The organism is Leisingera sp. SA32 (assembly GCF_056033425.1).
On record NZ_JBVYHB010000001.1, the window covers coordinates 400,696 to 423,988 of the forward strand.

General features: G+C 63.4%; 24 protein-coding genes and 1 pseudogene. 15 read left to right on the plus strand and 10 right to left on the minus strand.

Annotation, left to right across the window (positions count from 1 at the left end; genetic code table 11):
• Positions 1–72: 72 nt before the first annotated feature.
• Positions 73–960, minus strand: coding sequence for an AEC family transporter (locus tag AC0IPL_RS01965; protein ID WP_474271686.1), 888 nt, complete (start codon positions 958–960; stop codon positions 73–75).
• Positions 961–1,047: 87 nt separating this feature from the next.
• Between AC0IPL_RS01965 and hspQ the strand changes: the two genes are divergently transcribed.
• Complete coding sequence (hspQ, locus tag AC0IPL_RS01970) at positions 1,048–1,374, plus strand: heat shock protein HspQ (RefSeq protein ID WP_474271688.1); 327 nt, start codon at positions 1,048–1,050, stop codon at positions 1,372–1,374.
• A 97-nt stretch (positions 1,375–1,471) separates the two neighbouring features.
• On the opposite strand, the gene AC0IPL_RS01975 is transcribed toward hspQ, so the two are convergent.
• The 3 genes from AC0IPL_RS01975 to AC0IPL_RS01985 form a co-directional block, all read right to left on the minus strand.
• Complete coding sequence (locus tag AC0IPL_RS01975) at positions 1,472–3,046, minus strand: gamma-glutamyltransferase family protein (RefSeq protein ID WP_474271690.1); 1,575 nt, start codon at positions 3,044–3,046, stop codon at positions 1,472–1,474.
• 235 nt (positions 3,047–3,281) lie between these two features.
• A complete protein-coding gene (locus AC0IPL_RS01980) occupies positions 3,282–3,731 on the minus strand; it encodes an ATP-binding protein (protein ID WP_474271692.1) in 450 nt (149 codons plus the stop codon).
• A 35-nt stretch (positions 3,732–3,766) separates the two neighbouring features.
• Entirely contained in the window at positions 3,767–4,111 is a 345-nt protein-coding gene (locus AC0IPL_RS01985) for an STAS domain-containing protein (RefSeq protein WP_474271694.1), read from the minus strand.
• A gap of 95 nt (positions 4,112–4,206) precedes the next feature.
• Here AC0IPL_RS01985 and AC0IPL_RS01990 point away from each other — a divergent pair, with 95 nt between their 5' ends.
• The 9 genes from AC0IPL_RS01990 (at position 4,207) to AC0IPL_RS02030 (ending at position 15,957) form a co-directional block, all read left to right on the plus strand.
• The gene (locus AC0IPL_RS01990; RefSeq protein ID WP_474271697.1) at positions 4,207–5,379 is read left to right on the plus strand and encodes a thiolase family protein; all 1,173 of its coding nucleotides are present in this window, start codon (positions 4,207–4,209) and stop codon (positions 5,377–5,379) included.
• Positions 5,380–5,476: 97 nt separating this feature from the next.
• A complete protein-coding gene (locus AC0IPL_RS01995) occupies positions 5,477–5,932 on the plus strand; it encodes a GAF domain-containing protein (protein ID WP_474271699.1) in 456 nt (151 codons plus the stop codon).
• A gap of 167 nt (positions 5,933–6,099) precedes the next feature.
• Positions 6,100–6,699 (plus strand): helix-turn-helix domain-containing protein, encoded by a 600-nt coding sequence (locus AC0IPL_RS02000; RefSeq protein WP_474271967.1) that lies wholly within the window; start codon positions 6,100–6,102, stop codon positions 6,697–6,699.
• Between the two features lie 71 nt (positions 6,700–6,770).
• Entirely contained in the window at positions 6,771–9,221 is a 2,451-nt protein-coding gene (locus AC0IPL_RS02005; RefSeq protein ID WP_474271701.1) for a GcvT family protein, read from the plus strand.
• Between the two features lie 15 nt (positions 9,222–9,236).
• Positions 9,237–10,259: a GlxA family transcriptional regulator gene (locus tag AC0IPL_RS02010; RefSeq protein WP_474271704.1), complete on the plus strand. Its 1,023-nt coding sequence runs from the start codon at positions 9,237–9,239 to the stop codon at positions 10,257–10,259.
• 75 nt (positions 10,260–10,334) lie between these two features.
• Complete coding sequence (locus tag AC0IPL_RS02015) at positions 10,335–12,785, plus strand: GcvT family protein (RefSeq protein ID WP_474271706.1); 2,451 nt, start codon at positions 10,335–10,337, stop codon at positions 12,783–12,785.
• A 238-nt stretch (positions 12,786–13,023) separates the two neighbouring features.
• Complete coding sequence (gene dnaN, locus AC0IPL_RS02020; RefSeq protein WP_474271709.1) at positions 13,024–14,145, plus strand: DNA polymerase III subunit beta; 1,122 nt, start codon at positions 13,024–13,026, stop codon at positions 14,143–14,145.
• Positions 14,146–14,242: 97 nt separating this feature from the next.
• Positions 14,243–15,340 (plus strand): DNA replication/repair protein RecF, encoded by a 1,098-nt coding sequence (gene recF, locus AC0IPL_RS02025; RefSeq protein ID WP_474271712.1) that lies wholly within the window; start codon positions 14,243–14,245, stop codon positions 15,338–15,340.
• On the plus strand, positions 15,337–15,957 hold the full coding sequence (locus AC0IPL_RS02030; protein ID WP_474271714.1) for a LysE family translocator: 621 nt from the start codon (positions 15,337–15,339) through the stop codon (positions 15,955–15,957). The genes recF and AC0IPL_RS02030 overlap by 4 nt, the downstream gene beginning before the upstream one ends.
• Positions 15,958–15,970: 13 nt before the next feature.
• Here the strand turns inward: AC0IPL_RS02030 and AC0IPL_RS02035 are convergent, their stop codons facing one another.
• Positions 15,971–16,564 carry a TetR/AcrR family transcriptional regulator gene (locus tag AC0IPL_RS02035; protein WP_474271716.1) on the minus strand — a complete coding sequence of 198 codons (594 nt, stop codon included), beginning with the start codon at positions 16,562–16,564 and terminating at the stop codon, positions 15,971–15,973.
• A 101-nt stretch (positions 16,565–16,665) separates the two neighbouring features.
• Between AC0IPL_RS02035 and AC0IPL_RS02040 the strand changes: the two genes are divergently transcribed.
• Together AC0IPL_RS02040 and gyrB are read left to right on the plus strand one after the other, a co-directional pair.
• On the plus strand, positions 16,666–17,274 hold the full coding sequence (locus AC0IPL_RS02040) for an NAD(P)H-dependent oxidoreductase (protein WP_474271718.1): 609 nt from the start codon (positions 16,666–16,668) through the stop codon (positions 17,272–17,274).
• A gap of 86 nt (positions 17,275–17,360) precedes the next feature.
• Complete coding sequence (gene gyrB, locus AC0IPL_RS02045; RefSeq protein WP_474271719.1) at positions 17,361–19,778, plus strand: DNA topoisomerase (ATP-hydrolyzing) subunit B; 2,418 nt, start codon at positions 17,361–17,363, stop codon at positions 19,776–19,778.
• 460 nt (positions 19,779–20,238) lie between these two features.
• Here gyrB and AC0IPL_RS02050 read toward each other — a convergent pair whose 3' ends face one another.
• Positions 20,239–20,502 (minus strand): Rid family hydrolase, encoded by a 264-nt coding sequence (locus AC0IPL_RS02050; RefSeq protein WP_474271721.1) that lies wholly within the window; start codon positions 20,500–20,502, stop codon positions 20,239–20,241.
• Between the two features lie 66 nt (positions 20,503–20,568).
• On the opposite strand from AC0IPL_RS02050, the gene AC0IPL_RS02055 reads away from it, so the two are divergent.
• Together AC0IPL_RS02055 and AC0IPL_RS02060 are read left to right on the plus strand one after the other, a co-directional pair.
• A complete protein-coding gene (locus tag AC0IPL_RS02055) occupies positions 20,569–20,724 on the plus strand; it encodes a hypothetical protein (protein ID WP_474271723.1) in 156 nt (51 codons plus the stop codon).
• Positions 20,706–20,918: pseudogene (locus AC0IPL_RS02060) on the plus strand (class I SAM-dependent methyltransferase); the annotation flags it as partial. The gene AC0IPL_RS02055 and the pseudogene AC0IPL_RS02060, both read left to right, overlap by 19 nt.
• A 15-nt stretch (positions 20,919–20,933) precedes the next feature.
• Here the strand turns inward: AC0IPL_RS02060 and AC0IPL_RS02065 are convergent.
• The 4 genes from AC0IPL_RS02065 to AC0IPL_RS02080 all read right to left on the minus strand — a co-directional run bounded on the left by AC0IPL_RS02065 (position 20,934) and on the right by AC0IPL_RS02080 (position 22,442).
• On the minus strand, positions 20,934–21,152 hold the full coding sequence (locus tag AC0IPL_RS02065; protein ID WP_474271979.1) for a hypothetical protein: 219 nt from the start codon (positions 21,150–21,152) through the stop codon (positions 20,934–20,936).
• 58 nt (positions 21,153–21,210) lie between these two features.
• Entirely contained in the window at positions 21,211–21,495 is a 285-nt protein-coding gene (locus AC0IPL_RS02070; RefSeq protein ID WP_474271724.1) for a VOC family protein, read from the minus strand.
• A gap of 27 nt (positions 21,496–21,522) precedes the next feature.
• The gene (locus AC0IPL_RS02075) at positions 21,523–21,888 is read right to left on the minus strand and encodes a DUF1428 domain-containing protein (RefSeq protein ID WP_474271726.1); all 366 of its coding nucleotides are present in this window, start codon (positions 21,886–21,888) and stop codon (positions 21,523–21,525) included.
• 122 nt (positions 21,889–22,010) lie between these two features.
• Complete coding sequence (locus AC0IPL_RS02080; RefSeq protein ID WP_474271728.1) at positions 22,011–22,442, minus strand: VOC family protein; 432 nt, start codon at positions 22,440–22,442, stop codon at positions 22,011–22,013.
• Here AC0IPL_RS02080 and AC0IPL_RS02085 point away from each other — a divergent pair.
• A complete protein-coding gene (locus AC0IPL_RS02085; protein ID WP_474271730.1) occupies positions 22,423–23,196 on the plus strand; it encodes a winged helix-turn-helix transcriptional regulator in 774 nt (257 codons plus the stop codon). The two genes, AC0IPL_RS02080 and AC0IPL_RS02085, sit on opposite strands and share 20 nt — an antisense overlap.
• Positions 23,197–23,293: the final 97 nt, after the last annotated feature.

Genomic DNA, 23,293 nt, shown 5'->3' on the forward strand with positions numbered 1-23,293 from the left:
ACCTCTGCCCGTGTTCTTTTGCCTGTGGTGTTCTTTTGGCAGCAGTCTAGCGGATCGCGGCTGCGGTGAAAATCACATTTCCAGAACCAGCCCCAGCAAAAGAGGCAGCAGCACCGCGGACAGCAGGGTCGAGACCACCACCAGGCCTGCCACCGCCTGCGCATCCGCCTTGAACTTCTCGGCCAGCAGGTAGGCGGTCACGGCCACTGGAGTCGCCAGTTGCAGGATCAGCACGCCGGCAGCGGTGCCATCCAGGCCAAAGACCAGCGCGAGCGCCCAACCAGCGGCGGCGCTAATCAGGAATTTCACCAATGACACAACGCAGGCGGTGCTTGTGCGCCCCGGTGTCAACCGTGCCACGGCGGTGCCCAGCGTGATAAGCATCAGCGGCACTGCCATCTGTCCGATCAGCGACAGCGCGTTGGTCAGGAAGGCCGGCGTCTGCCAGTCCTGCCACAGGAACAGCCCGCCCATGAGGGTTGCCCAGACCATCGGTTCGCGGATCACCTTACTGCCGGCGCCGCGTCCCGCCACCAGGTAGATCCCATAGGTGAACGACAGCACTGCTGAGACCGCCAGCATCACCACCGCATAACCCAGCCCGGCCTCGCCAAAGGCGAACAGCGACAGCGGGATGCCGATATTGCCAGTATTTCCAAAGATGAACGGCGCCAGAAAGGTGCGTCGTTCCAGACCGACGCTGCGGCACAGGATCTCGCCGGCCACCGCGAGCACCCCGTGCCCGGCCAGTGCCGCCAGCATAAAGGTGCCCAAAGCGGCCTTGTCCAATGTGGTCTGCATCAGTGCTGTGAAAATCAGACAGGGCACCGCCAGCGTCATGGCCAGCCGGGTCACGAACTCGGTGCGATACTCGAAACCCAGTTTCACCCAAGTGAAACCCACAAGCGCAAGCAGGAAGACGGGGGCTGTGATTTCCAGCACTGTCACGGCGAGGTTCACAGTCTGTTTCCCTGAAAATTTGTGTCAAGCGTTGGACAATTGCCGCACTGGCGCGCTATTTACAAGAGGACGGGGGCAGATAGGACCATGATGAGAACACGCGCAAAGTACAACCTCGGGCAGGTCGTCCGTCATCGCAAGCACCCCTTTCGCGGGGTGGTGTTCGATGTCGATCCTGAATTTGCAAATACCGAAGAATGGTATGAAGCAATCCCTGAGGACAGCCGTCCGGTCAAGGATCAGCCGTTCTACCACCTTCTGGCAGAGAACGATCAGACCTATTACGTCGCCTACGTGTCAGAGCAGAACCTGGTCGCGGACTACTCGGGAGAGCCGGTCGGCCACCCGGATGTGCCGGAGATGTTCGGCAATTTCGACGGCGGCGCCTATGTGTTGCATTACCCGCTGAACTGACGCCGATGGCGCGGCAGCTGACGGTCCGCCCAGCAGTCCGCCGGCCCCAACGTTCGCCGCGCCCCAGCTCTCCGCGAGCCATAGGACGCGGCGCGGATCAGTAGCCCAGCGCGCAGCCATCCTTGCGCGGGTCGCTGCCGCCGATCAACACGCCAGACGCATCCATGCGGATTGCCTGCGCACCGCCCAGCGGCGTGTCTGGCACCTCGACCTTATGGCCCAGATCCGCCAGCTGCTGGCGCACGTCGGATGTATAGCCACGCTCCACCTTCAGAATGTGACCATCCGCAAAACAGCGCGGCGCATCGATGGCTGATTGCAGGTCCATGCCGAAATCGCTGAGATTGCTGACCAGCCGGGCGTGCCCCGCGGGCTGGTAGCCGCCGCCCATCACGCCAAAGGGCATCACCACCTCGCCGCCCTGTTTCAGCATGGCGGGAATGATCGTGTGCATCGGGCGCTTGCCTGGCGCCAGCTCATTCGGGTGGCCCTGTTCCAGGCTGAAGCCGGCACCGCGGTTTTGCAGCAGAATGCCAAATTTTTCCGACGCGATGCCCGAGCCAAAGCCATGGAAGATCGAGTAGATCAGCGACACCGCCATCCTGTCACGGTCGACGACAGTAATGTAAACGGTATCCTTGTGGATGGATTCGCTTAGCGGGGCGGCGGCGGCCATGGCGCGGCGGGGATCGATCAGCGCCGCCAGCCCGGCGGCTGTTTCCGGTGCCAGCATATGGTCGAGCCGCGCGGTGTGATCCGGATCCGCCAGGAACCTGTTGCGCGCATCATAGGCCAGCTTGGACGCCTCGGCCTCGATGTGGGCGCGCTCTGCCCCCATTGGGTCCATCGCGGCAATGTCAAAATGTTTCAGGATGTTCAGCAGCAACAGTGCCGTGGCGCCCTGGCCGTTTGGCGGGTGCTCCACCAGATCATAGCCCCGATAGCTGCCGTCCACCGGGACGGTGGCAAGGGCGCGGGCGGCGGCAAAATCCTCCGCGGTATGGACACCGCCATGGGCGAGCAGCGTGGCAATCATGTCCTCTGCCACTTCGCCGCGGTAGAACCCGTCCCGGCCATCGCGGGCGATCCGGCGCAGAACCTCTGCCTGACCCGGCGCGCGGAACATCTCGCCGGTTTGCAGCGGTTTGCCGGCATTCAGATAATGCTGCCGCGCCGCACCTTGCAGGCTTTGGGCGTCCTTGTTCCAGTCAAACGCAGTCCGGGCGGCCACTGGCACCCCCTCTTCGGCATATTGGATGGCCGGTTGCAGCAGAGTATCCAGCCCCAGCGTGCCCTCCGTCTCTGCCAGTTGGCAAAAGGCGTCGATGGCGCAGGGGATTGTGACCGCATCGGCACTGCGCAGCGGCACCGCCGACAGCCCGCGCTCGCGCAGGGTGGCGGCGCTTGCGGCGGCCGGGGCGCAACCGGAGCCGTTCAGCGCTCGCACCGGTTGGCCGGGCCGGGACTGCAACACAAAGCAATCGCCGCCGATGCCGGTCATCTGCGGCTCGCAGATCCCCAGCAGCACCGCGCCGGCCAGAGCGGCATCCATTGCATTGCCGCCGCGTTTCAGGATGTCCACCGCCACGCTCGCTGCCAGGGGGTGCGATGTCGCGCACATGCCGTTTGCGGCGATCACGGCGGACCGGCCAGGATGGTGGAAATCGCGCATGTAGCTGCTCCTCGCTGTTGTTGGGCAGAGCCTAGAATCCGCGCGCCCGAAGCTCAAGCGGCGAGGGTCGACATCGACGTGGCGCCCTGGCGACGGCGTGTCTCTACACTGCGGAGCGAGGCCGCGGAGGAAAAAGGGAGAGGGGGCGATCAACCCATGCATTGGTCAGATGCCACGCATAGGGACGGCAGGCCCGTGACATGCCGGGCCATGAACGGTTTGGTGCAGGCAAGGCTCAGACCTTGGCCGAATGTCCCGTCACCTGGATTTCGAAGCAAAGCGACAGGTTGTTGTTGCCCTCAGTGCGTTCATACTGGACCTTGCTGGCGAGTTCGCGGATCAGGAACCAGCCAAAGCCGCCTTCGGGCAGGTCCTGGATGGGGACATCCACATTCGCGGGTTTGCCTTCGGGCAGGATACCCGACTGGAACGGCGCGCCTGCATCCTGGATGGAGATCCACAGCCGTTCGGAATAGAGCTCCCCACGTATCCGCACATCGCCAGGCGCGGTACCGGCGTAGGCGTGTTCCACAACATTGTTCACGGCTTCTGTCAGGGCGATTTGAACCTCGTCCACACGGGAACCCGGCACCCCAAGGGAGCGCAGTTTCTCCACCACCGAGGATATACCCGAGCGGGCATCCAGATTCGTGGCTGTGAACGAGCAGGCAAATGTTTTTACCATCAATATCTCGCTTTACGCGTCCTACGCAGTCGGTGTCAGGAGTTGGCGTCAGCCGGGGCGGTCGCATCGCCGAGCGATGCGTAAAGGTCAAAAATGGTATCCATACGGGTAAGCCTGAACACTTTTTCAACCATAGGCGTCAGCCCGGCCAGGTCCAGCTTGCGGCCGCTGCCCAGCTGTTTCATAGCTGCGACAATAGCGCCCAGGCCGCTGGAATCGATAAATTGCACCTCGGACAGATCCAGGATGACGCGATCCGGCCCGCTTTCGGTCTCGGTGCGCATGTCCTCTTTGAACTGGATGGCCATGGCGGCGTCAATGCGCTCGGCATTGACTTTGACGATCTGGGCACCGTCCGTCATGGTGGTTGTCAGGCTCATGATGTCCCCCTGGGATCTTGTGTCTCTCAACAGCACTCTAGACTGCAAAGCTTACTATTCTGTAGGTGTTGTTTCGACACTTGGAGGAAAATTGCATGAAAGATGTTGTTATTGCCGGCGCCGCCCGGACACCGATGGGCGGGTTCCAGGGCATGTATGACGGTGTGACGGCTTCGGAGCTCGGCGGCGCGGCGATCAAGGCTGCACTGGAGGGGGCTGGCACCAAAACGGTCGACGAGTTGCTGATGGGCTGCGTGCTGCCTGCGGGCCAGGGCCAAGCGCCTGCCCGGCAGGCCGGCTTTGCTGCGGGGCTCGGCGAAGAGGTGCCCGCCACCACGCTCAACAAGATGTGCGGCTCTGGCATGAAAGCGGCGATGATCGCCTTTGACCAGATTGCCCTGGGGCAGGCCGACACCATGGTGGCTGGCGGCATGGAGAGCATGACCAACGCGCCTTATGTGCTTCCAAAGATGCGCGGCGGCGCCCGTATCGGCCACGGTCAGGTGATCGATCATATGTTCCTCGACGGGCTGGAAGACGCCTACGACAAGGGCCGCTTGATGGGCAGTTTCGCCGAGGATTGTGCGGAGAAGTACCAGTTCACCCGCGAGGCTCAGGATGAATATGCGCTCAAGTCGCTCTCCAACGCATTGGCGGCGCAGGACAGCGGCGCGTTTGAAGACGAGATCGCTGCGGTCACCGTGAAAAGCCGCAAAGGCGAGGTGGTGACCGAGGCGGACGAGCAGCCCAAATCGGCGCGCCCAGAAAAGATCCCGACGCTCAAACCAGCCTTCCGCAAGGACGGCACCGTGACGGCGGCCAATGCCTCCTCGATTTCCGACGGCGCCGCGGCGCTGGTGCTGGCGTCGGCCGATGCGGCCCAGGCCCAGGGGCTGACAGTCCGCGCCCGCATCCTGGGGCACGCCAGCCATGCCCAGGCGCCGGGCTGGTTCACAACCGCCCCGGTGCCGGCGGCGCAAAAGCTGCTCAAGACCATCGGCTGGAGCGTTGAAGACGTGGACCTGTGGGAGGTGAACGAAGCTTTTGCCGTGGTGCCGATGGCCTTCATGCACGAAATGGGCATCTCTCGCGACATCGTGAACGTGAACGGCGGCGCCTGCGCGCTGGGCCACCCGATCGGTGCGTCGGGTGCGCGGATCATGGTCACGCTGCTGAACGCGCTGGAGAAACGCGGTCTGAAACGCGGTGTGGCCGCGATCTGCATCGGCGGCGGTGAAGGCACGGCCATCGCGATTGAACGGGTCTGACGGCTCTTCTTCTGGCCGAAATATCCTCGGGGGTGAATTGACCGCCAGGTCAAGAGGGGGCAGACAGCCCCCTCTGCTATGTTGAAGGAGGGCACCCATGCGGGTCGATTACCAAACCTTGGCCAAAACCGTCGCGGCACTGACCGATGGCGAGACCGACGAGGTGGCGCTGATGGCCACGCTGGCCTGCGAGGTGCATCACGCCGACACGAGGTTCGACTGGACCGGGTTCTATCGAGTGGTGGCGCCGGAGCTGTTGAAGATCGGCCCCTATCAAGGAGGTCACGGCTGCCTGCAGATCCCGTTTTCCCGCGGCGTCTGCGGCGCGGCTGCCCGCACCGGCGAGGTGCAGCTGGTGGCGGATGTCGAGTCCTTTCCGGGTCACATCGCTTGCGCCTCCTCAACCCGGTCGGAGCTGGTGCTGCCGGTCTGGAACCATCAGGGTGCGCTGATCGGGGTGTTCGACATCGACAGTGACCAGCCCGATGCCTTCACCAAAGAGGACGCGGAACAGTTGGCGGCCATCCTGGCGCAGGTGTTTGGCCGCGCCTGACGGATTTCAGGGGCTTTGCCCCTCGGCCTGCGGCCTCACCCCAGAGTATTTCCGACCAGAAAGAAACCACCCGGTGCCGAACAGACGCCGGGTTTTTTCGGGCGCGCTCAAGCGCGTGAAAAAATGTCTTGAAATTTCACGCGCAGTGGCCATTGTGAAAAAAGATGATGATTTTTCATGAAAGGCGGAGCGAGGCTGTGCGCGATCAAATCCAGACCGGGGCGACGTTGGGCGCGGATATTCGCGCCCTGCGCAAAGCGCGGGGGCTGACGCTGGCGCAGATTGCTTCCCGGCTGAACCGCTCTGTCGGCTGGTTCAGCCAGGTGGAACGCGATCTTTCGGAGCCATCGATTTCGGATCTGCGCCAGATCGCACAGGCGCTGGGGGTGCCGATGTCGATGCTGTTTGCCCATTCCGAGGCGCCGGCCGCAGAGCGTGGCTATGTGGTGCGCGCGGGAAGTCGTCGCCCGATGGGCTCCGGCGAGGAGGGGCTCATCGAAGAGCTGCTGTCGCCGGATCTCACCGATGATTTCGAGATGGTGCATTCCACCTTTCAGCCGCGCTCTCGCATGCAGACCCCGGCAGACCGGCCAACGCAGGAGGTGGGCTACATGATCTCGGGCCAGCTGGATCTGGAAATTGGTGGCCGCCCGTTCACCGTTGGCCCCGGTGACAGTTTTCGCATCCGCCATGAACCTTACCGCTGGGCCAACCCCTATGACGTGCCCGCGGTGGCGATCTGGGTGATCGCGCCACCAGTTTACTAGCCCGCGCTGGCAAGGAATGCGCATGACCAAGGGGCGCAGGCCCGCAACAAGATTGCATAGAGGGAGCAACCATGTCCGAGTTTCCAACCAAGGCCCGCGTTGTCATCGTTGGCGGCGGCGTCATCGGCTGTTCGGCGCTGTATCATCTGGCCCAAAAGGGCTGGGCTGATTGTGTTCTGCTGGAAAAGAACGAGCTGACGGCCGGCTCCACCTGGCATGCGGCGGGCAATGTGCCGACGTTCTCGACCTCCTGGTCGATCATGAACATGCAGCGTTATTCGACCGAACTCTATGCCCGCCTGGGGGAGGAGGTCGACTACCCGATGAATTATCACCAGACCGGGTCGATCCGGTTGGCGCATACGCAGGAACGGATGCAGGAGTTCGAACGTGCCTGTTCGATGGGCCGTTACCAAGGCATCGGAATGGAGATATGGACACCCGAGCAGGCCAAAGAGCGCTATCCCTTTCTGGAAACCCATGATCTGAAGGGTGTGCTGTGGGATCCTTCCGATGGCGACATCGATCCGGCGCAGGTCACCCAGGCCCTGGCCAAGGGCGCGCGCGACAGGGGCGCGCGGATCATCCGCTTCTGTCCGGCAACCGGGGTGACGCAGCAGGCGGACAAGAGCTGGGTCGTACACACCGACAAGGGTGATATCGCCTGCGACCACGTGGTCAACGCCGCCGGATATTACGCCCAGCGGGTTGGTGAATGGTTCAAACCCTACGGGGGGCGCACCGTGCCGATGATGGTGATGAGCCATCAGTATCTGCTGACGGAACAGATCCCCGAGGTCGAAGCGCTCAGCAAGGAAACCGGCAAGAAGCTGCCCCTGATCCGCGATGTGGATGTCTCCTACTACCTGCGCCAGGAGAAGAACGGTTATAACCTCGGCCCCTATGAGCCGAATTGCCGGGGCTACTGGATGACCTCGGACGACCCGATGCCGGAGGACTTCTCGTTCCAGCTGTGGTCCGATGACCTGGACCGGATCGAGGACATCGTGGCCGACGCGATGGAGCGGGTGCCATTGATGCAGACGGCCGGTGTTTCCAGCGTCATCAACGGGCCGATCCCCTATGCCCCGGATGGTTTGCCGCTGCTCGGTCCTATGCCGGGCGTCGACAATGCCTTCGAGGCCTGCGTTTTCACCTTTGGCATCGCCCAGGGCGGCGGCGCGGGCAAGGTGCTGGCGGAATGGATCGTTGACGGGCGCACCGAATGGGACATGTGGGCGGTCGATCCGCGCCGCTACACCGATTACACCGATCAGGACTATTGCAACCAAAAGGGCATGGAGGTCTACGGCAACGAATATGCCATGCACTTCCCGCACCACGAGTGGCCCGCCGCGCGCGACAAGAAGGTGAGCGAAGTGCATGCCCGCGTAAAGGAACTGGGCGGCCAGATGGGCGTCTACAACGGATGGGAACGCGCCAACTGGTTTGCCAAGGAAGGCGACGACACCTCCGAGGCGGCGACGCAGACCTGGGGTCGCGCCGGGCCGTGGCAGCCGCGCATCAAGGAAGAATGCGAGGCGGTTCGCGACGGTGTCGGTGTGCTGGACCTGCCGGGGTTCTCCCGCTTCAACCTCTCGGGCGAGGGCGCGGCAGAGGCCTTGCGCGGGCTGATTGCCGGCGGTCTGCCCAAGGTGGGCCGGATGAACCTGATCTATATTGCCGACGACCGCGGGCGCATCGTGACAGAGATGTCCTGCCTGCGTCACGACGAGGACGTCTTTACCCTGATTACCGCGGGCGCGGCGCAGTGGCATGACTTTGATCTGCTGCGCAAGGCCCTGCCCGCGGGGCTGAGCCTGACCGATCACACCACGGAATTCGCGACCATGATCGTGACCGGACCGAAGGCCCGCGATCTGTTTCAGGCGATCGGCACCGAGGCCGATCTGTCGCTGCCCTGGCTGTCGCATCAGCCTGCCACCGTGGCCGGGCACCCTTGCGCGCTGGCGCGGGTCTCTTTCGCGGGCGAGCTGGGCTGGGAGGTGCATTGCGCCAGCGCTCAGCAGCCGGAGATCTATGAGGCCATCCTGTCGGCGGGGGCCAGGCCCTTTGGCATGTATGCGCTCAACAGCTTGCGGATTGAGAAAGGCTACCGCGCCTGGAAGGGTGATCTCAGCACGGATTACTCGCTGCTGGAGGGCGGGTTGGCGCGCTTCGTCAAGCTGGACAAGCCGCAGGACTTCCCGGGCAAGGCGGCATTGCTGCGCCAGACGCAACAGGGGGTGAGGAAGGCCTTTGTCACCCTGATCGTCGAGGCGGGCGACGCCGATGCACCTTATATGTCCTGCATCTGGAAGGACGGCGACATTGTCGGCGAAACCACCAGTGGCGATTGGGGCTATCGCGTCAATGCCTCCATCGCGCTGGGTATGGTCCGGGCCGACCTGGCGACGCCCGGCACCCGGCTCGAGGTGGAGATCTACGGCCAGAAATATCCCGCGGTGGTGCAGGCGGATGCGCCCTTGTGGGATCCTGAAAACACCCGTCTTCGGGCCTGAGCGGTCGGCGGGGCCGTGGCAGCGCAGCAACACAACCCGGAGGGCACCGGCGCGCAGCGGATCTGGCGCTTTGACATCATCCTGTGCGAAGGCTTCGTGCTGACGGAGCTTTCCGCACTGGTTGAGGTTCTGCGCATTGCCAACCGCGTGCTGGCGCAGCCGCCTTTTGTCTGGAATCTGCGGTCGGCTACAGGCGGGCAACTTGGCTGCCGTGCCGGGCTCAGCGCGGATACCGAACTGCTGACAGAGCGTCCGGACGCCGATTTTGCCTTCTTTCTGGGGAATTCGGATCCAGACCATCCGGGCCTAGCCGATGCGCGCGCCATCGCCCGCTATCTCAGCCGCGGCACCAAGGTCTATCTTCTGGCCGAAGCTGCGGCGCGTTACATACGCGACCAAGGCGGCGGCGACGGGCGTCTGACGACCCATTGGGAGAACTCCACGCTGCTGCGCGAGCGGCTCGGGTGGGCGGATGCCAGTCACGCCTTGGCCAGCGAGGACGGGCAGCTGGTCACCTGCGCCGGCATGAACGCGACGCTGGACGTGGTGCTGGCGCTGGTCGGGCGACTTACCTCGGCTGCGGCGCAGGTGGCGGTGGGCAACATCCTGTTGCTGGAGCGGGTGCGCGATCTTTCCTCCTTGCAGCCCTTTGCCGGGGTCCGGCCGACGGTCACCGGCGACAGCGATCTGGACCAGTGCATCCGCATCATGCAGGACAACATAGAAGAGCCGGTTCCGATCAGTGATCTGGTCGATCAGCTGCGCATCTCCACCCGCTCGCTGGAGCGCAAGTTTCGCAGCTACCTGGGCACCACGCCCAATGGGTTCTACCGCGAGATGCGCCTGTCGCGGGCCAACAACCTGTTGCTCAACACCAGCATGAGCGTGCGGGAAATCGGTCTGGCCTGCGGTTTTGCGAACGGGTTTTCCAGCCTGTACAAACAGACCTTCGGAATCACTCCGCTGACGCTGCGCAAACGGCGCCGGGCAGCAGCCATGCCCGACGGCAAAGCGCAGGGGCCGTTGCAAAGCCTATGAAGTCTGGCGTTTCTGATGCATTTTGCGCCGCCTTCCCATGGTATCGCTAAAGGGAACGCAAGCAGGAGCGACGAGATGAGCGATCTTCCCAAATCGGCCCGCGTGGTCATCATCGGCGGCGGTGTGATCGGTTGCTCGGTGGCCTATCACCTGACCAAACTGGGCTGGCAGGACGTGGTTCTGCTGGAGCGCAAACAGCTGACGTCGGGCACCACATGGCACGCGGCCGGACTGATCGCGCAGCTGCGCGCCACCGCCAACATGACCAAACTGGCAAAATACAGTCAGGAGCTTTATGGCGCTCTGGAGGCCGAAACAGGCGTCTCTACCGGCTTCAAACGCTGCGGTTCGATCACCGTTGCGCTGACTGAAGAACGCCGCGAGGAAATCTTCCGCCAGGCCGCCATGGCCCGCGCCTTTGGTGTCGAGGTTGAGGAAATCTCACCCGCGGAGGTGAAAGCCCGGTATGAGCATCTGAACATTGACGGCGTGACGGCGGGTGTCTGGCTGCCCAAGGACGGGCAGGGCGATCCGGCCAATATCGCACTCGCGCTTGCAAAAGGTGCCCGCCAGCGCGGCGCGGTGGTCAAGGAACGTATCAAGGTCACCGGCATCGCCAAACAGGGGCGCCGTGTCACCGGGGTGGATTGGGTCAGCGACGACGGTCAATCGCAGGGGCACATCGCGGCAGACATGGTGGTGAACTGCGCGGGCATGTGGGGGCATGAGGTCGGCCGCAAGGCGGGCGTCAACGTTCCGCTGCACGCCTGCGAACATTTCTACATCGTGACCGAAGGTATCAAGGGCCTCAGTCAGATGCCGGTGCTGCGGGTGCCGGATGAATGCGCCTATTACAAGGAGGACGCGGGCAAAATCCTGCTTGGCGCTTTTGAACCAAACGCCAAGCCCTGGGGCATGAACGGCATCCCCGGCAGTTTCGAGTTTGACCAGCTGCCTGAGGATTTCGACCATTTCGAGCCGATCCTTGCAGCCGCCTGCAACCGCATGCCGATGCTGGCGGAGGCGGGCATCCATACCTTCTTCAACGGCCCCGAAAGCTTCACACCCGACGACGCCTACCACCTGGGCCTCGCGCCCGAGATGGACAATGTCTGGGTCGCGGCCGGTTTCAACTCGATCGGTATCCAGTCCGCGGGCGGCGCGGGTATGGCGCTGGCACAGTGGATGGAGGACGGGCAGAAACCCTTTGATCTCGGCGATGTCGATATTTCCCGCATGCAGCCGTTTCAAGGCAACAGGCACTACCTGTTTGAACGCTCCAAAGAGACGCTGGGCCTGCTCTATGCCGACCACTTCCCCTATCGCCAGAAGGCCACCGCCCGCGGCATCCGCCGCACGCCCTTCCACCAGCATCTAACGGAACAGGGCGCGGTCTTTGGCGAGCTTGCCGGCTGGGAACGGGCCAACTGGTTTGCGAACGAAGGCCAGGAACGCGACTACCGCTACAGCTGGAAACGCCAGAACTGGTTTGAAAACTCCGCTGCCGAACACCGCGCCGTGCGCGAGAACGTGGGCATGTACGACATGTCCTCCTTCGGCAAGATCCGCGTCGAAGGCCCCGATGCCGAGGCCTTCCTAAATCGCATCTGCGGGGCCAGTGTCTCTGTGCCCGCGGGCAAGATCGTCTACACGCAGTTTCTGAACCCGCGCGGCGGCATCGAGGCCGATGTGACCGTCACCCGCCTGAGCGAGACTGCCTATCTGGTGGTCACCCCGGCGGCCACGCGGCGCGCCGATCAGACCTGGATGCTGCGCCAGCGCGGCGATTTCAGCGTGGTAATCACCGATGTGACCGCGGCCGAGGGCGTGCTGGCCGTGATGGGGCCGAATGCGCGCAAGCTGTTGCAAAAGGTTTCCCCCAACGATTTCTCAAACGCCGTAAACCCCTTTGGCACCGCACAGGAGATAGAGCTGGGCATGGGCCTCGCGCGGGTGCACCGCGTCACCTACGTGGGCGAGCTGGGCTGGGAAATCTATGTCAGCGCTGACATGGCGGGCCACGCGTTCGAAACCTTGTGGGACGCAGGCCAGGACATGGGGCTAAAACTTTGCGGCATGCACATGATGGACAGCTGCCGGATCGAAAAGGGCTTTCGCCATTTCGGTCACGACATCACCTGCGAGGATCATGTAATCGACGCGGGCCTCGGCTTTGCAGTTGCGACGGGCAAGGATGACTTCATCGGCAAAGCGGCGGTGCTGGAGCGCAAGGAAACCGGCCCGCAAAATCGGATGCTCCAGTTCAAACTGGCCGATCCAGAGCCGCTGTTGTTCCACAATGAACCGATCCTGCGGGATGGCGAATGCGTCGGCTATCTCAGTTCCGGCAACTATGGTCACACGTTGGGGGCGGCGATCGGCCTGGGGTATGTGCCCTGCGCGGGCGAAAGCGCGGCGGATGTGCTGGGTTCATCCTATGAAATCGACGTCTGCGGCGTGCGTGTGGCCGCCGAGGTGTCGCTGAAACCGATGTATGATCCAAAATCGGAGCGGGTTAAGGTCTGAGCCGCGCCACCAGCCTGCTGCCGCCGTGGCGTTTTGGGGGTGTCACCGCCGCCGTCCGGTGGCGCGTCGGGTTCTCGTGCAACGATTCTCTTGGTTTCGCGCCCCAGCCGCGCGCGGCCTCTTGACCCCGTGGTAAATCCCTTGGAGAAATCCATAAAAAGCCTTGTACGGCAGGGGCAAACCGCTAGGTTGCTTGTCCCGGCCACTGACAGGGGGCCAGACGAAGAGGATTTGGGATATGAAGATCAGCATCGAACGCGGCACGCTTCTCAAGGCCGTGGCGCAGGCGCAGTCGGTGGTGGAGCGCCGCAACACCATTCCGATTCTCGCGAATGTGCTGATCGAGGCCGAGGGCGACAGCGTCCAGTTCCGCGCCACGGACCTGGATATCGAGGTGGTCGACAAGGCCAACGCCCAGGTGGAGCGCGCCGGTGCCACCACCGTGGCCGCCACCACCCTGCACGAGATCGTTCGCAAGCTGCCCGATGGCGCGCTGGTCACGCTGAGCGCCGATGCCGCCACCGGCCGCCTGACGGTTGAGGCCGGACGCTCCAACTTCTCGCTGGCGACCCTCCCGCGCGAGGATTTCCCGGTGATGGCTTCGTCCGAGTACCATTCCAATTTCTCGGCCAAGGCCGCGGTGCTGCGCCGCCTGTTCGACAAATCGAAATTCGCCATCTCGACCGAGGAAACCCGCTATTACCTGAACGGTGTCTACCTGCATGTCGCCACCGGTACCGAAGGCGGCAAGGCGCTGCGCGCGGTCGCCACCGACGGACACCGCCTGGCGCGCATCGACGCCGAGTTGCCGCTGGGGGCTGAGGACATGCCGGGCGTGATCGTGCCGCGCAAGACCGTGGGCGAGCTGCGCAAACTGTTGGATGAGGATGACATGGATATCGCGGTGTCGGTGTCCGAGACCAAGGTCCGCTTTGCCACCCCCAATATCACCCTTACGTCCAAGGTGATCGACGGCACCTTTCCCGATTACACCCGCGTCATTCCCGCCGGCAACACCCGCCGTCTGGAGGTCGACGCGGCCGAATTCGCCCAGGCGGTTGACCGGGTTGCAACGGTGTCGTCCGAACGCTCCCGTGCGGTGAAACTGCAGCTGGAAGAGGATCGCCTGATCCTGTCAGTGAACGCGCCCGACAGCGGCGCCGCCGAGGAAGAACTGGCCGTGGCCTACAACGACGAGCGGCTGGAAATCGGCTTCAACGCCAAATACCTGTTGGAGATCGCCAACCAGGTGGATCGCGAAAACGCCGTGTTCATGTTCAACTCCTCCGGCGATCCGACGCTGATGCGCGAAGGTAGCGACGAAAGCGCCGTCTACGTGGTGATGCCGATGCGGGTCTGACCGTGTGACGGGGATGCCTCCCCTCTCGGCGGCCAAGGCGCCTGCCGCGCAGCGGGGCATGAGTATTTTTGGAATGATGAAATAGGGCGCACGCTTCATGCTGGCTCTGACTGCCCTGACCCTGTCCCATTTCCGCTCGCATTTGCGGGCGGAATTGCATTTGGACGGGCGACCTGTGGCAATCCACGGCAACAACGGCGCAGGCAAGACCAATATTCTTGAGGCGGTCTCGCTGTTCTCTCCCGGTCGGGGTCTGCGCCGCGCCAGTGCTGCCGACATGGCGCGCAAGCCTGAGGCGCTGGGCTGGAAGTTGAAGGCGACATTGCAGGCGCCCAGTCAGGCCTATGAGCTGGAAACCTGGTCCGAAGGGGGCAATGCCCGCCAGGTCAAGATCGACAACAAATCCGCGAGCCAGGTGGCGTTGGGGCAGGTGGTGCGGGTGGTCTGGCTGATCCCGTCGATGGACCGGCTGTGGATCGAGGCGGCAGACGGGCGGCGGCGCTTTCTGGATCGCATCGCGCTGAGCTTTGAACCCGCCCATGCCGAGGCCTCGCTGGCCTATGAAAAGGCCATGCGCGAGCGCAACCGCCTGCTGAAGGAGCAGGTGCGCGATGCCGCCTGGTACCGGGTGCTGGAAGATCGCATGGCCACCGCCGGTCACCGGGTTCATGCGGCGCGGGTCGCTGCGGTGGATCTGTTGCAACAGGCGCAGGATGCAGGAGAAACCGCCTTTCCCGTCGCCGAGCTGGAGCTGGTCCAGACCGAGGGCAGCATGCCGACCACCGAAGCGGACTTCAAGGAGGCGCTGGCAGAAAGCCGGTTTCGTGATCTGTCGGCGGGCCGCACTTTGGTGGGGCCGCATCGCAGTGATCTGATCGGCACCTTCCGCGCCAAGGGGATCCCGGCCAAGGACTGTTCCACCGGCGAGCAGAAGGCGCTGCTGGTGTCGCTGATCCTGGCCAATGCCCGTGCGCTGGCCGCCCGCGAGGGCGCGCCGCCGATCCTGTTGTTGGACGAGGTGGCCGCGCATCTGGACGCCGCCCGCCGCGCCGCGCTGTATGATGAGATCTGCGCGCTTGGCGCCCAGGCCTGGATGACCGGCACCGGGGCGGAGCTGTTTGCCGAACTGGAGGGCCGGGCGCAGGTGCTTGAGGTCTCCGACAGCGGCGGCACCTCCGAGGTCTCGCAGAGGTGACGGTCTCTGTCTGGGACCTGACGCTATATGCGGGCGCGTTGCTGGTGTTGTTTTTGACACCGGGGCCGGTTTGGCTGGCCCTGATGGCGCGGTCGGTCTCTGGCGGGTTTTCTGCCGCCTGGCCGCTGGCTCTGGGGGTTGCGGTTGGCGATATGCTGTGGCCGCTGGTCGCCGTGGCGGGTATGTCCTGGGTGGTGGCCGAATTCACCGGCATCATGGTGGCGCTACGATGGGTCGCCTGCCTGATGTTCCTTGGCATGGGCTGTCTGCTGATCCGTCGCGCCGATGCGGAGGTTGTGGAAAACCGTGCCTTGACCCGCCCCGGCGTTGGAGCGGGCTTCGTGGCCGGCATCGCCGTCATCCTCGGCAATCCCAAGGCGATCCTGTTCTACATGGGCGTGCTGCCGGGGTTTTTTGACCTGTCTGCCACCGGTTGGCCGGATGTTGTTGCCATCGTCACATTGTCCTTTTTGATCCCGCTGGCTGGCAATCTGGCGCTGGCGGGGATGGTCCACCGGGTGCGCCGCGCGGTGAGCATGCCGCACAGACGGCGGCGGATCAATCAGCTGTCGGGGGGGCTGCTGATCTGCGTTGGCCTCGTGATCCCACTGGTCTGACGCGACCTGCCGATCAGGCAGGCGGCGCCAGCCAGGCCTGCAAATAGGGGCGCAGCGCATCTGCGGGGGGCTGGTTGTCGTCATGTTCCATGCAGAACCACAGTGCCAGCACGTGGTTCAGGAAGCCTTGCACCCCCTCGGCCAGCAGCTGCGCAGGCTGGTCCCGTCGCACCGCCCCCGCCGCCTGCATGACGCTCAGCCATTCGGTCAGCAACGTCACCTGACGGGTGAAGCCGGCGGCGACGACCTCATCCGGTTCGGCGGCAGTCGCGCCGGAATAGCGCAGCAGAAGTTCAAAAATGACCCGGTCCTGCGCCACATAGTCCAGGTGCGGCTTCAGCCGGTGCAGCAGGGCCGTTGTATCGTGCGGAGGGGCCTGGTCCTCCATGGTGTCCAGCAGGTGCATCACCTCGTCGCCGATCAGAACGGCCAGCAGCCCGTCCTTGTCCTTGAAATGCGAAAACAGCGTGCCCTTGGCGACGCCCGCCCGGGCCACGACGTCCTCGACCCGCAGCCCCGAATAGCCCTGCGTCTGCACAATGTCAGCCGCGGCCGCCAACAGCCTGTTGCGGGTTTCCAGCCGTCGTTTCTGGGGCACACGCGTCATTCCGACCTCACATATTTTGACCGTGGTCACTTTTAATATTGACCGCGGTCATTTTTGATTCAATAAAGTGACCGTGGTCAATTTATCTGATGGAGATACCCATGTCTGCCCCCAAAAAAACGACCCGAAAAATCCTGATCCTCAATGGGCACCCGGCACAGAGCTCGTTGTCGAAATCCCTGTGCGAGGCCTACCGCACAGCGGCATTGGCCAGCGGTCACCAGGTCCGCAGCCAGGAGCTGCCGACCATGCAGTTTGATCCCGACTTCGGCCAGGGCGGGTATGAGAATACCAAACCGCTGGAACCGGATCTGGAGGCCTTTCTAACCGATCTGGAATGGGCTGAGCACGTGGTCATGGCCGCGCCTTTGTGGTGGGGCGCGGTTCCGGCCAAGCTGAAGGCGCTGTTTGACCGCGCCCTGCTGCCGGGACGCAGTTTTGACACCCGTAACGTCAATTTTCTCGGCCTGCCTGCGCCCTTACTGACCGGTAAAACCGCACGGGTGCTGCTGACGTCGGACACGCCGGCGGTGTTCTTATGGCTGTTCTACGGAAACGCGGTGAAGAAATTCATCAGTCGCCAGATCCTGGGGTTTGTGGGCATCAAGCCAACCCGCTTTACCACCTTTTCCCCGGCCACCGGTGCTTCCGACGCCAAGGTCAAATCCTGGCTGCGGCGGGCCAGCACCTTGGGGGGCAGGGCCGCCTGAAACAGGCGGGGAAAAAAGGGGGTGGATGCGTGACATTCCCCTGCGGGTTTCGTATAAAATCCCGAAGCAAAGACAGGAAGATGCGAATGTCCGGAAACGAGCAGGCCCCCGCAGAATATGGCGCGGATTCCATCAAGGTTCTCAAAGGGTTGGAGGCGGTTCGCAAGCGCCCCGGCATGTACATCGGGGACACGGATGACGGCTCGGGCCTGCACCACATGGTGTACGAGGTCGTGGACAACGGCATCGACGAGGCACTGGCCGGTCATGCCGACCACGTGACGGTGAAGATTCACGCCGATTCCAGTGTCTCCGTCAGCGACAACGGCCGCGGAATCCCGGTTGGCATCCATGAGGAAGAAGGCGTCTCGGCCGCAGAGGTCATCATGACCCAGCTGCACGCGGGCGGTAAGTTTGACAGCAACTCCTACAAGGTCTCTGGCGGCCTGCACGGGGTGGGTGTGTCGGTGGTAAACGCCCTGTCCGACTGGCTGGAGCTGCGGATCTGGCGCGACGGCAAGGAGCACATCGCCCGGTTCGAGCGCGGCGAAACCGCCAAGCATCTGACCGTGGTGGGCGACTGCGGCGACCGGACCGGTACAGAGGTGCGTTTTCTTGCCTCGACCGACACGTTTTCGAACCTGGAATACTCCTTCGAAACGCTGGAAAAGCGCCTGCGGGAGCTGGCCTTCCTCAACTCTGGCGTCCGCATCATTCTGGTGGACGAACGTCCCGCCGAGCGGCTGGAGGTGGAACTGTTCTACGAAGGCGGCGTCAAGGAATTCGTCAAATACCTTGACCGCCACAAGGCCCCGGTCATGGATACTCCGGTCTATATTATCGGCGAAAAGGACGAAATCGGCGTCGAGATCGCCATGTGGTGGAACGACAGCTACCATGAAACGGTGCTGCCCTTCACCAACAACATCCCGCAGCGCGACGGTGGCACCCATGTGGCGGGCTTCCGCGGTGCGCTGACCCGCACCATCAACGCCTATGCGCAATCCTCCGGGATCGCCAAGCGGGAGAAAATCTCCTTTACCGGCGACGATGCCCGGGAGGGGCTGACCTGCGTTCTGTCCGTCAAGGTGCCAGATCCGAAATTCTCCAGCCAGACCAAGGACAAGCTCGTCTCCTCCGAGGTGCGCCCCGTGGTCGAGAGCCTGGTTGGCGAGAAACTGGCCGAATGGTTCGAGGAAAATCCGAACGAGGCCAAGCAGATCGTCGGCAAGATCATCGAGGCCGCCCTGGCGCGCGAGGCCGCCCGCAAGGCGCGCGAACTCACCCGGCGCAAGACGGCGATGGACGTGAACTACCTGGCCGGCAAGCTCAAGGACTGCTCCGAGAAGGATCCGTCCAAAACCGAAGTCTTCCTGGTCGAGGGTGACTCGGCCGGCGGCTCCGCCCAGACCGGCCGCGACCGCCAGACCCAGGCGATCCTGCCGCTGAAGGGCAAGATCCTCAACGTCGAGCGCGCCCGCTTCGACCGCATGCTGTCGAGCCAGGAGATCGGCAACCTGGTGATGGCGCTCGGCACTGGCATCGGCCGCGACGAGTTCGACATCTCCAAACTGCGCTACCACAAGATCGTCATCATGACCGATGCGGACGTCGACGGCGCCCACATCCGCACACTGCTGCTGACCTTCTTCTACCGGCAGATGCCGGAACTGATCGAGGGCGGCTACCTCTATATCGCGCAGCCGCCGCTCTACAAGGTGAGCCGGGGCAAGTCGGAGGTCTATCTGAAAGACCAGGCGGCGATGGATGATTACCTGATTAATCAGGGTGTTGATGGTGCGGTACTGAGGTTGGGCAACGGCTCTGAGATGGCCGGTGCCGACTTGGCCCGCGTGGTGGGCGAAGCGCGCCAGTTGAAACGCGTGCTGGACGCCTTCCCGACCCATTATCCCCGCCACATCCTGGAACAGGCCGCCGTGGCCGGCGCCTTTGTGCCCGGCGCGGTGGATGCCAACCTGCAGGGCGTCGCCGATCAGGTTGCCGCCCGTCTGGACGCTATCGCGCTGGAATACGAACGTGGCTGGCAGGGCCGGATCACCCAGGACCACGGCATCCGCCTCGCCCGCATCCTGCGCGGCGTCGAAGAGGTCCGCACCCTGGACGGGCCGATGCTGCGCTCCGGCGAGGCGCGCCGCACCGGCAGCTTCACCCAGAGCCTGCAAGAGGTCTATGGCACCGCCGCCCAGCTTGTGCGCCGCGACCGCAGCCAGATCATCCACGGCCCGCTGGGGCTGCTCAAGGCGATCCTGGAAGAGGGCGAGAAAGGTCTGACGCTGCAACGTTACAAGGGTTTGGGCGAAATGAACCCGGACCAGCTGTGGGAAACCACACTGGACCCGGACGCCCGCACCCTGCTGCAAGTGCGCGTCGACGATATGGTCGAGGCGGACGACCTGTTCACGAAGCTGATGGGGGACGTGGTGGAGCCGCGCCGCGAATTCATCCAGAAAAACGCGCTGAGTGTTGAGAATCTGGACTTCTAACGGCCTGTAGGCGAGCGCATAGTTTTTCGCGCCGCATGTGGGGCAGGAGGCATTGATCTCGGCCGCAGCGTATGACTGGCGGCTCCTGAAACGGAGCTGAGCTGTGTCATGAGCGATCGTATCTGATTGGCCGACGCGCAAACAGCGCGTCGGAAAACCAATTTTATGAAGTCGCACGGCAAGCCGCGGGCTGACGACACGCGTGTGCTGAGCGAGTTCAACTTTTTCACTCGTAATGCCCTGCGTCGCCATGGCCGATATAGGATCGTGTCTTTTTAACCGCGGTTATGATGCCAAGTGGTTTAGAGAGGCCCTGAACCGTAACGGCCACCGGCCGCTCTGGGGGGGCATGCGCGGGCCAGCCACTGACCGATACCTCCCGGCGCTTTGGGCCGTCCGCGCGCCGTGGTCGACATCTCGCGGACTGTCGTCGACAGGGGCGATGTGCCCTTGCGGCTCTCTAGTTGTCGATGTCGGTGAGGATGATACGCGTACGGACGACATGATGCAGGCCCGATCCGGCCCGTTCCAGCGCGGCCTTGATGACCTCGATGCATTGCCGGGGCTGTACTGAAATGTCGCCGATGCCGACCGTGTTGCCCTGCGCATCGACTGGGGCGGTGCCGCCGATCGCAATCATGGGCCCGACCCGAACGGCGCGCGAGAAACCGACGATGCCCTCTATGGGGTTGCCGTTTGAAATCAGCTCTCGGTCGAATTCCATGTTATGATCCTCCCTGGATGCGTGAACAGTAGCATGGATCGCTTCCGCAGACGACGGAGGTGCGATGTGACCCATTCAGAGTTCGATACCTGGAGTGCCGGCCAAAGCTACGAGCAGTACATGGGGCGGTGGAGCCGGAAAATCGCCGGGCCGTTCATCGACTGGGTTGATCCGCCCGCTGGTCTCGACTGGTTGGAGATTGGGTGCGGCACCGTGCATTGACGCAAGCCCTGTTGTCGCAGGCAAGTCCCCGGTCGATCCGCGCCACAGACCAGTCGCGGGACTTCGTCTCTCATGCGAAGGCGGAAATCACGGATGAGCGGGCGACTTTTCACGTGGCCGATGCCTGCGATCTGCCTTGTCCTGATTCTTCTGTCGATGTCGTCACATCGGGTCTCGTTTTCAACTTCATCCCCGACAAGCAAAAGGTCCTAGCAGAAATGCGCCGCGTGCTGCGTCCGGGGGGTGTGGTGACGTTCTACGTCTGGGATTACCCCGGCGGAGGCATGGGGTTCATCGACGCGTTTTGGAAGGCTGCCGCCGAGCTTGTTGCCAGTGCGGCAGATCTGGATGAAAGCGCGCGCTTCCCCTTTTGCCAGCCGGACGGGCTTGCGGAACTCTTCACCACGGCAGGCGCCGCCGAAACGCATGTCGAGCTCATCGAAGAGGAAACGCGGTTTCCAGATTTTGAGGCCTTCTGGCACCCTTTCACACTCGGAGCCGGTCCGTCTCCGCCTGGTCCTCGGTGTAGACCTGCAACGAATAGGCGTCGTTCGGCTGCACCTGCGGTCCCGCATTCAACAGCGCATAAGGCAGACCGAGGAGCGTCATCTCGACCACCTGAACTGCCCCCGCAGGGAGGCCCGGCACGCCCTCGGGCACGCGGGTGAGGGTCTCCACGGCCGTATCGGGAAAGGTTGCGGCATAGAACTCCGCCGCCTGTTCGGCCTGGGTGTCAAACCACAGGAAGACGGCGGCCTTGCGTCTTGTCATTGGTCTGCTCCATGCGGCGGGGCGGGGTCATCCATCGGGATTTGCGCTGGCTTCGAAGACAGGCGTGAAGCCGCCCCAGATCATGCGTTTGCCATCAAAGGGCATCGTGAGCTCCTGCCAGCGCGGGTCCGTCTCCATGGAGGCCCCGCAGCGGTCATGGCTTTCCTTGTCGGGCCAGACGATCCACGAGAAGCACACACTTTCGCCCGCCTCCAACGCCACGGCGCGCTTGAAGTCGGTGCGCGTGCCGTCGGGGATCTTGTCGCCCCAGCTTTCCATGATCGACAGCGCGCCATAGTCGCGAAACAGCGCCCAGGCCTTGCGGGCGCTTTCGATGTAGGCCTCTCGGTTCCCGTCCGGAACGGGGGCGATGAATCCGGCTACATAGGTCATGTCAGTTCTCCTGTTCCGGGCCGTGGTTTCGGACCTGCCAGAAGTCGGCTGCTGTGCTGCCCGCAAGGTCACAGCGCTCTGCCACGGTGGCAGCGATCCTTGCCGCCGCCGCAATGTCCGGTTCAGGCCCCGTCGTGGCCGTCCGTTGCACGTTCCGAGACCGCGCCTGCATCCATCCAGACCGTTTCCCAGCCATGGCCATCGGGGTCTTCGAAGGCACCGCCGTACATAAAGCCCTGGTCTTTGATGGCGCGGGTGTCGCGCCCACCGGCGGCGGCGGCAGCGCCATGGATGTCGTCCACCGCTTCCTTGCTGTCAAAGGACAGGCACAGCAACACGCCGCTCTGTGTCCTTGCATCAATGATCTGCTTGTCGGTGAAGGTCGCGTAGAAGGCGCGGTCGAGCAGCATGACGTGGATCGTATCCGACCACACCATGGCGCTGGCCTGCTCGTTTGAGAAAGCCGGGTTCTTCTCAAACCCGATGGCCTCGTAAAAGGCCGTCGATTTCGCCAGATCGGTCACCGGCAGATTGATGAAGATCGTCTTTCCCACGGCGCATCCTTCCGAGTCGCGCTTCGGTCATGGACAGGTTACGCAAGTTTGGTTACATAAAGCAATTATGGAGTTACATAAAGAAACCATATTGCCGAAGGGACCTCACGGCCGTTGGTATGCAGATGCCTGCGGCACGGCCTTCGGAATGGAGCTGCTGGGCGAGCGCTGGTCTCTTCTGATCGTGCGCGAGCTGATGTTCGGACCGCGGCGCTTCACCGACATCCGCGGCAACCTGCCGGGGATCAGCGCCAAGGTGCTGACAGAGCGGTTGGCCGGGCTGGAGGCAAACGGCGTGATTGTCCGCTCGACCGCGCCAGAGCCTGCGCCCGCACAGCTTTATGGGCTGACGGAATGGGGCTACGCTGCCGAGCCGATGATCCAGGAGATCGGCCGCTGGGCCGCCGCATCGCCGCTACATGATCCGACCCTGCCGCTCTCGCCAGCCTCGTTCATGCTCTCGCTTCGGACGATGCTCGATCGCGGCGCCGCCGGTGATATGACCCTCACCGCGGCCTTCTACATCGGCCCGACGCGTTTCATCGCGCGGCTTGAAAACGGGCAGATGCCGGTCGAGCGCGGCGAGATGCCTGCGCCGGATCTCACGTTCAAGTCCCCCTCCGCCCCGCCGCTTGCCGCAGTCTTCTACGGCGGCCTGTCGCCATCGGATGCCGGTGTAGAGATTGCCGGAGACGAAGCATTGATGCGCCGCTTCACAGATTGCTTCAATTTGCCGGTCAAACAGGCCCAGTGACAGGCCGCGCCGAGCAACCGCGGCGTTGCCTCTCAGATGCCAAGGCGCACAAAAGCTGGAAATGGTGCGGCAAGCGGCGCGGAAGCGGATCGTCAGG

Coding starts and splice junctions, on each gene's coding strand:
- hspQ (WP_474271688.1), top strand. CDS start 1,048: ATGATGAGAACACGCGCAAAGTACAACCTCGGGCAGGTCGTCCGTCAT.
- AC0IPL_RS01975 (WP_474271690.1), bottom strand. CDS start 3,046: ATGCGCGATTTCCACCATCCTGGCCGGTCCGCCGTGATCGCCGCAAAC.
- AC0IPL_RS01980 (WP_474271692.1), bottom strand. CDS start 3,731: ATGGTAAAAACATTTGCCTGCTCGTTCACAGCCACGAATCTGGATGCC.
- AC0IPL_RS01985 (WP_474271694.1), bottom strand. CDS start 4,111: ATGAGCCTGACAACCACCATGACGGACGGTGCCCAGATCGTCAAAGTC.
- AC0IPL_RS01990 (WP_474271697.1), top strand. CDS start 4,207: ATGAAAGATGTTGTTATTGCCGGCGCCGCCCGGACACCGATGGGCGGG.
- AC0IPL_RS01995 (WP_474271699.1), top strand. CDS start 5,477: ATGCGGGTCGATTACCAAACCTTGGCCAAAACCGTCGCGGCACTGACC.
- AC0IPL_RS02000 (WP_474271967.1), top strand. CDS start 6,100: ATGATTTTTCATGAAAGGCGGAGCGAGGCTGTGCGCGATCAAATCCAG.
- AC0IPL_RS02005 (WP_474271701.1), top strand. CDS start 6,771: ATGTCCGAGTTTCCAACCAAGGCCCGCGTTGTCATCGTTGGCGGCGGC.
- AC0IPL_RS02015 (WP_474271706.1), top strand. CDS start 10,335: ATGAGCGATCTTCCCAAATCGGCCCGCGTGGTCATCATCGGCGGCGGT.
- dnaN (WP_474271709.1), top strand. CDS start 13,024: ATGAAGATCAGCATCGAACGCGGCACGCTTCTCAAGGCCGTGGCGCAG.
- recF (WP_474271712.1), top strand. CDS start 14,243: ATGCTGGCTCTGACTGCCCTGACCCTGTCCCATTTCCGCTCGCATTTG.
- AC0IPL_RS02035 (WP_474271716.1), bottom strand. CDS start 16,564: ATGACGCGTGTGCCCCAGAAACGACGGCTGGAAACCCGCAACAGGCTG.
- AC0IPL_RS02040 (WP_474271718.1), top strand. CDS start 16,666: ATGTCTGCCCCCAAAAAAACGACCCGAAAAATCCTGATCCTCAATGGG.
- gyrB (WP_474271719.1), top strand. CDS start 17,361: ATGTCCGGAAACGAGCAGGCCCCCGCAGAATATGGCGCGGATTCCATC.
- AC0IPL_RS02050 (WP_474271721.1), bottom strand. CDS start 20,502: ATGGAATTCGACCGAGAGCTGATTTCAAACGGCAACCCCATAGAGGGC.
- AC0IPL_RS02065 (WP_474271979.1), bottom strand. CDS start 21,152: ATGCGTTTCGGCGGCGCCTGCCGTGGTGAAGAGTTCCGCAAGCCCGTC.
- AC0IPL_RS02070 (WP_474271724.1), bottom strand. CDS start 21,495: ATGACAAGACGCAAGGCCGCCGTCTTCCTGTGGTTTGACACCCAGGCC.
- AC0IPL_RS02075 (WP_474271726.1), bottom strand. CDS start 21,888: ATGACCTATGTAGCCGGATTCATCGCCCCCGTTCCGGACGGGAACCGA.
- AC0IPL_RS02085 (WP_474271730.1), top strand. CDS start 22,423: ATGAAGATCGTCTTTCCCACGGCGCATCCTTCCGAGTCGCGCTTCGGT.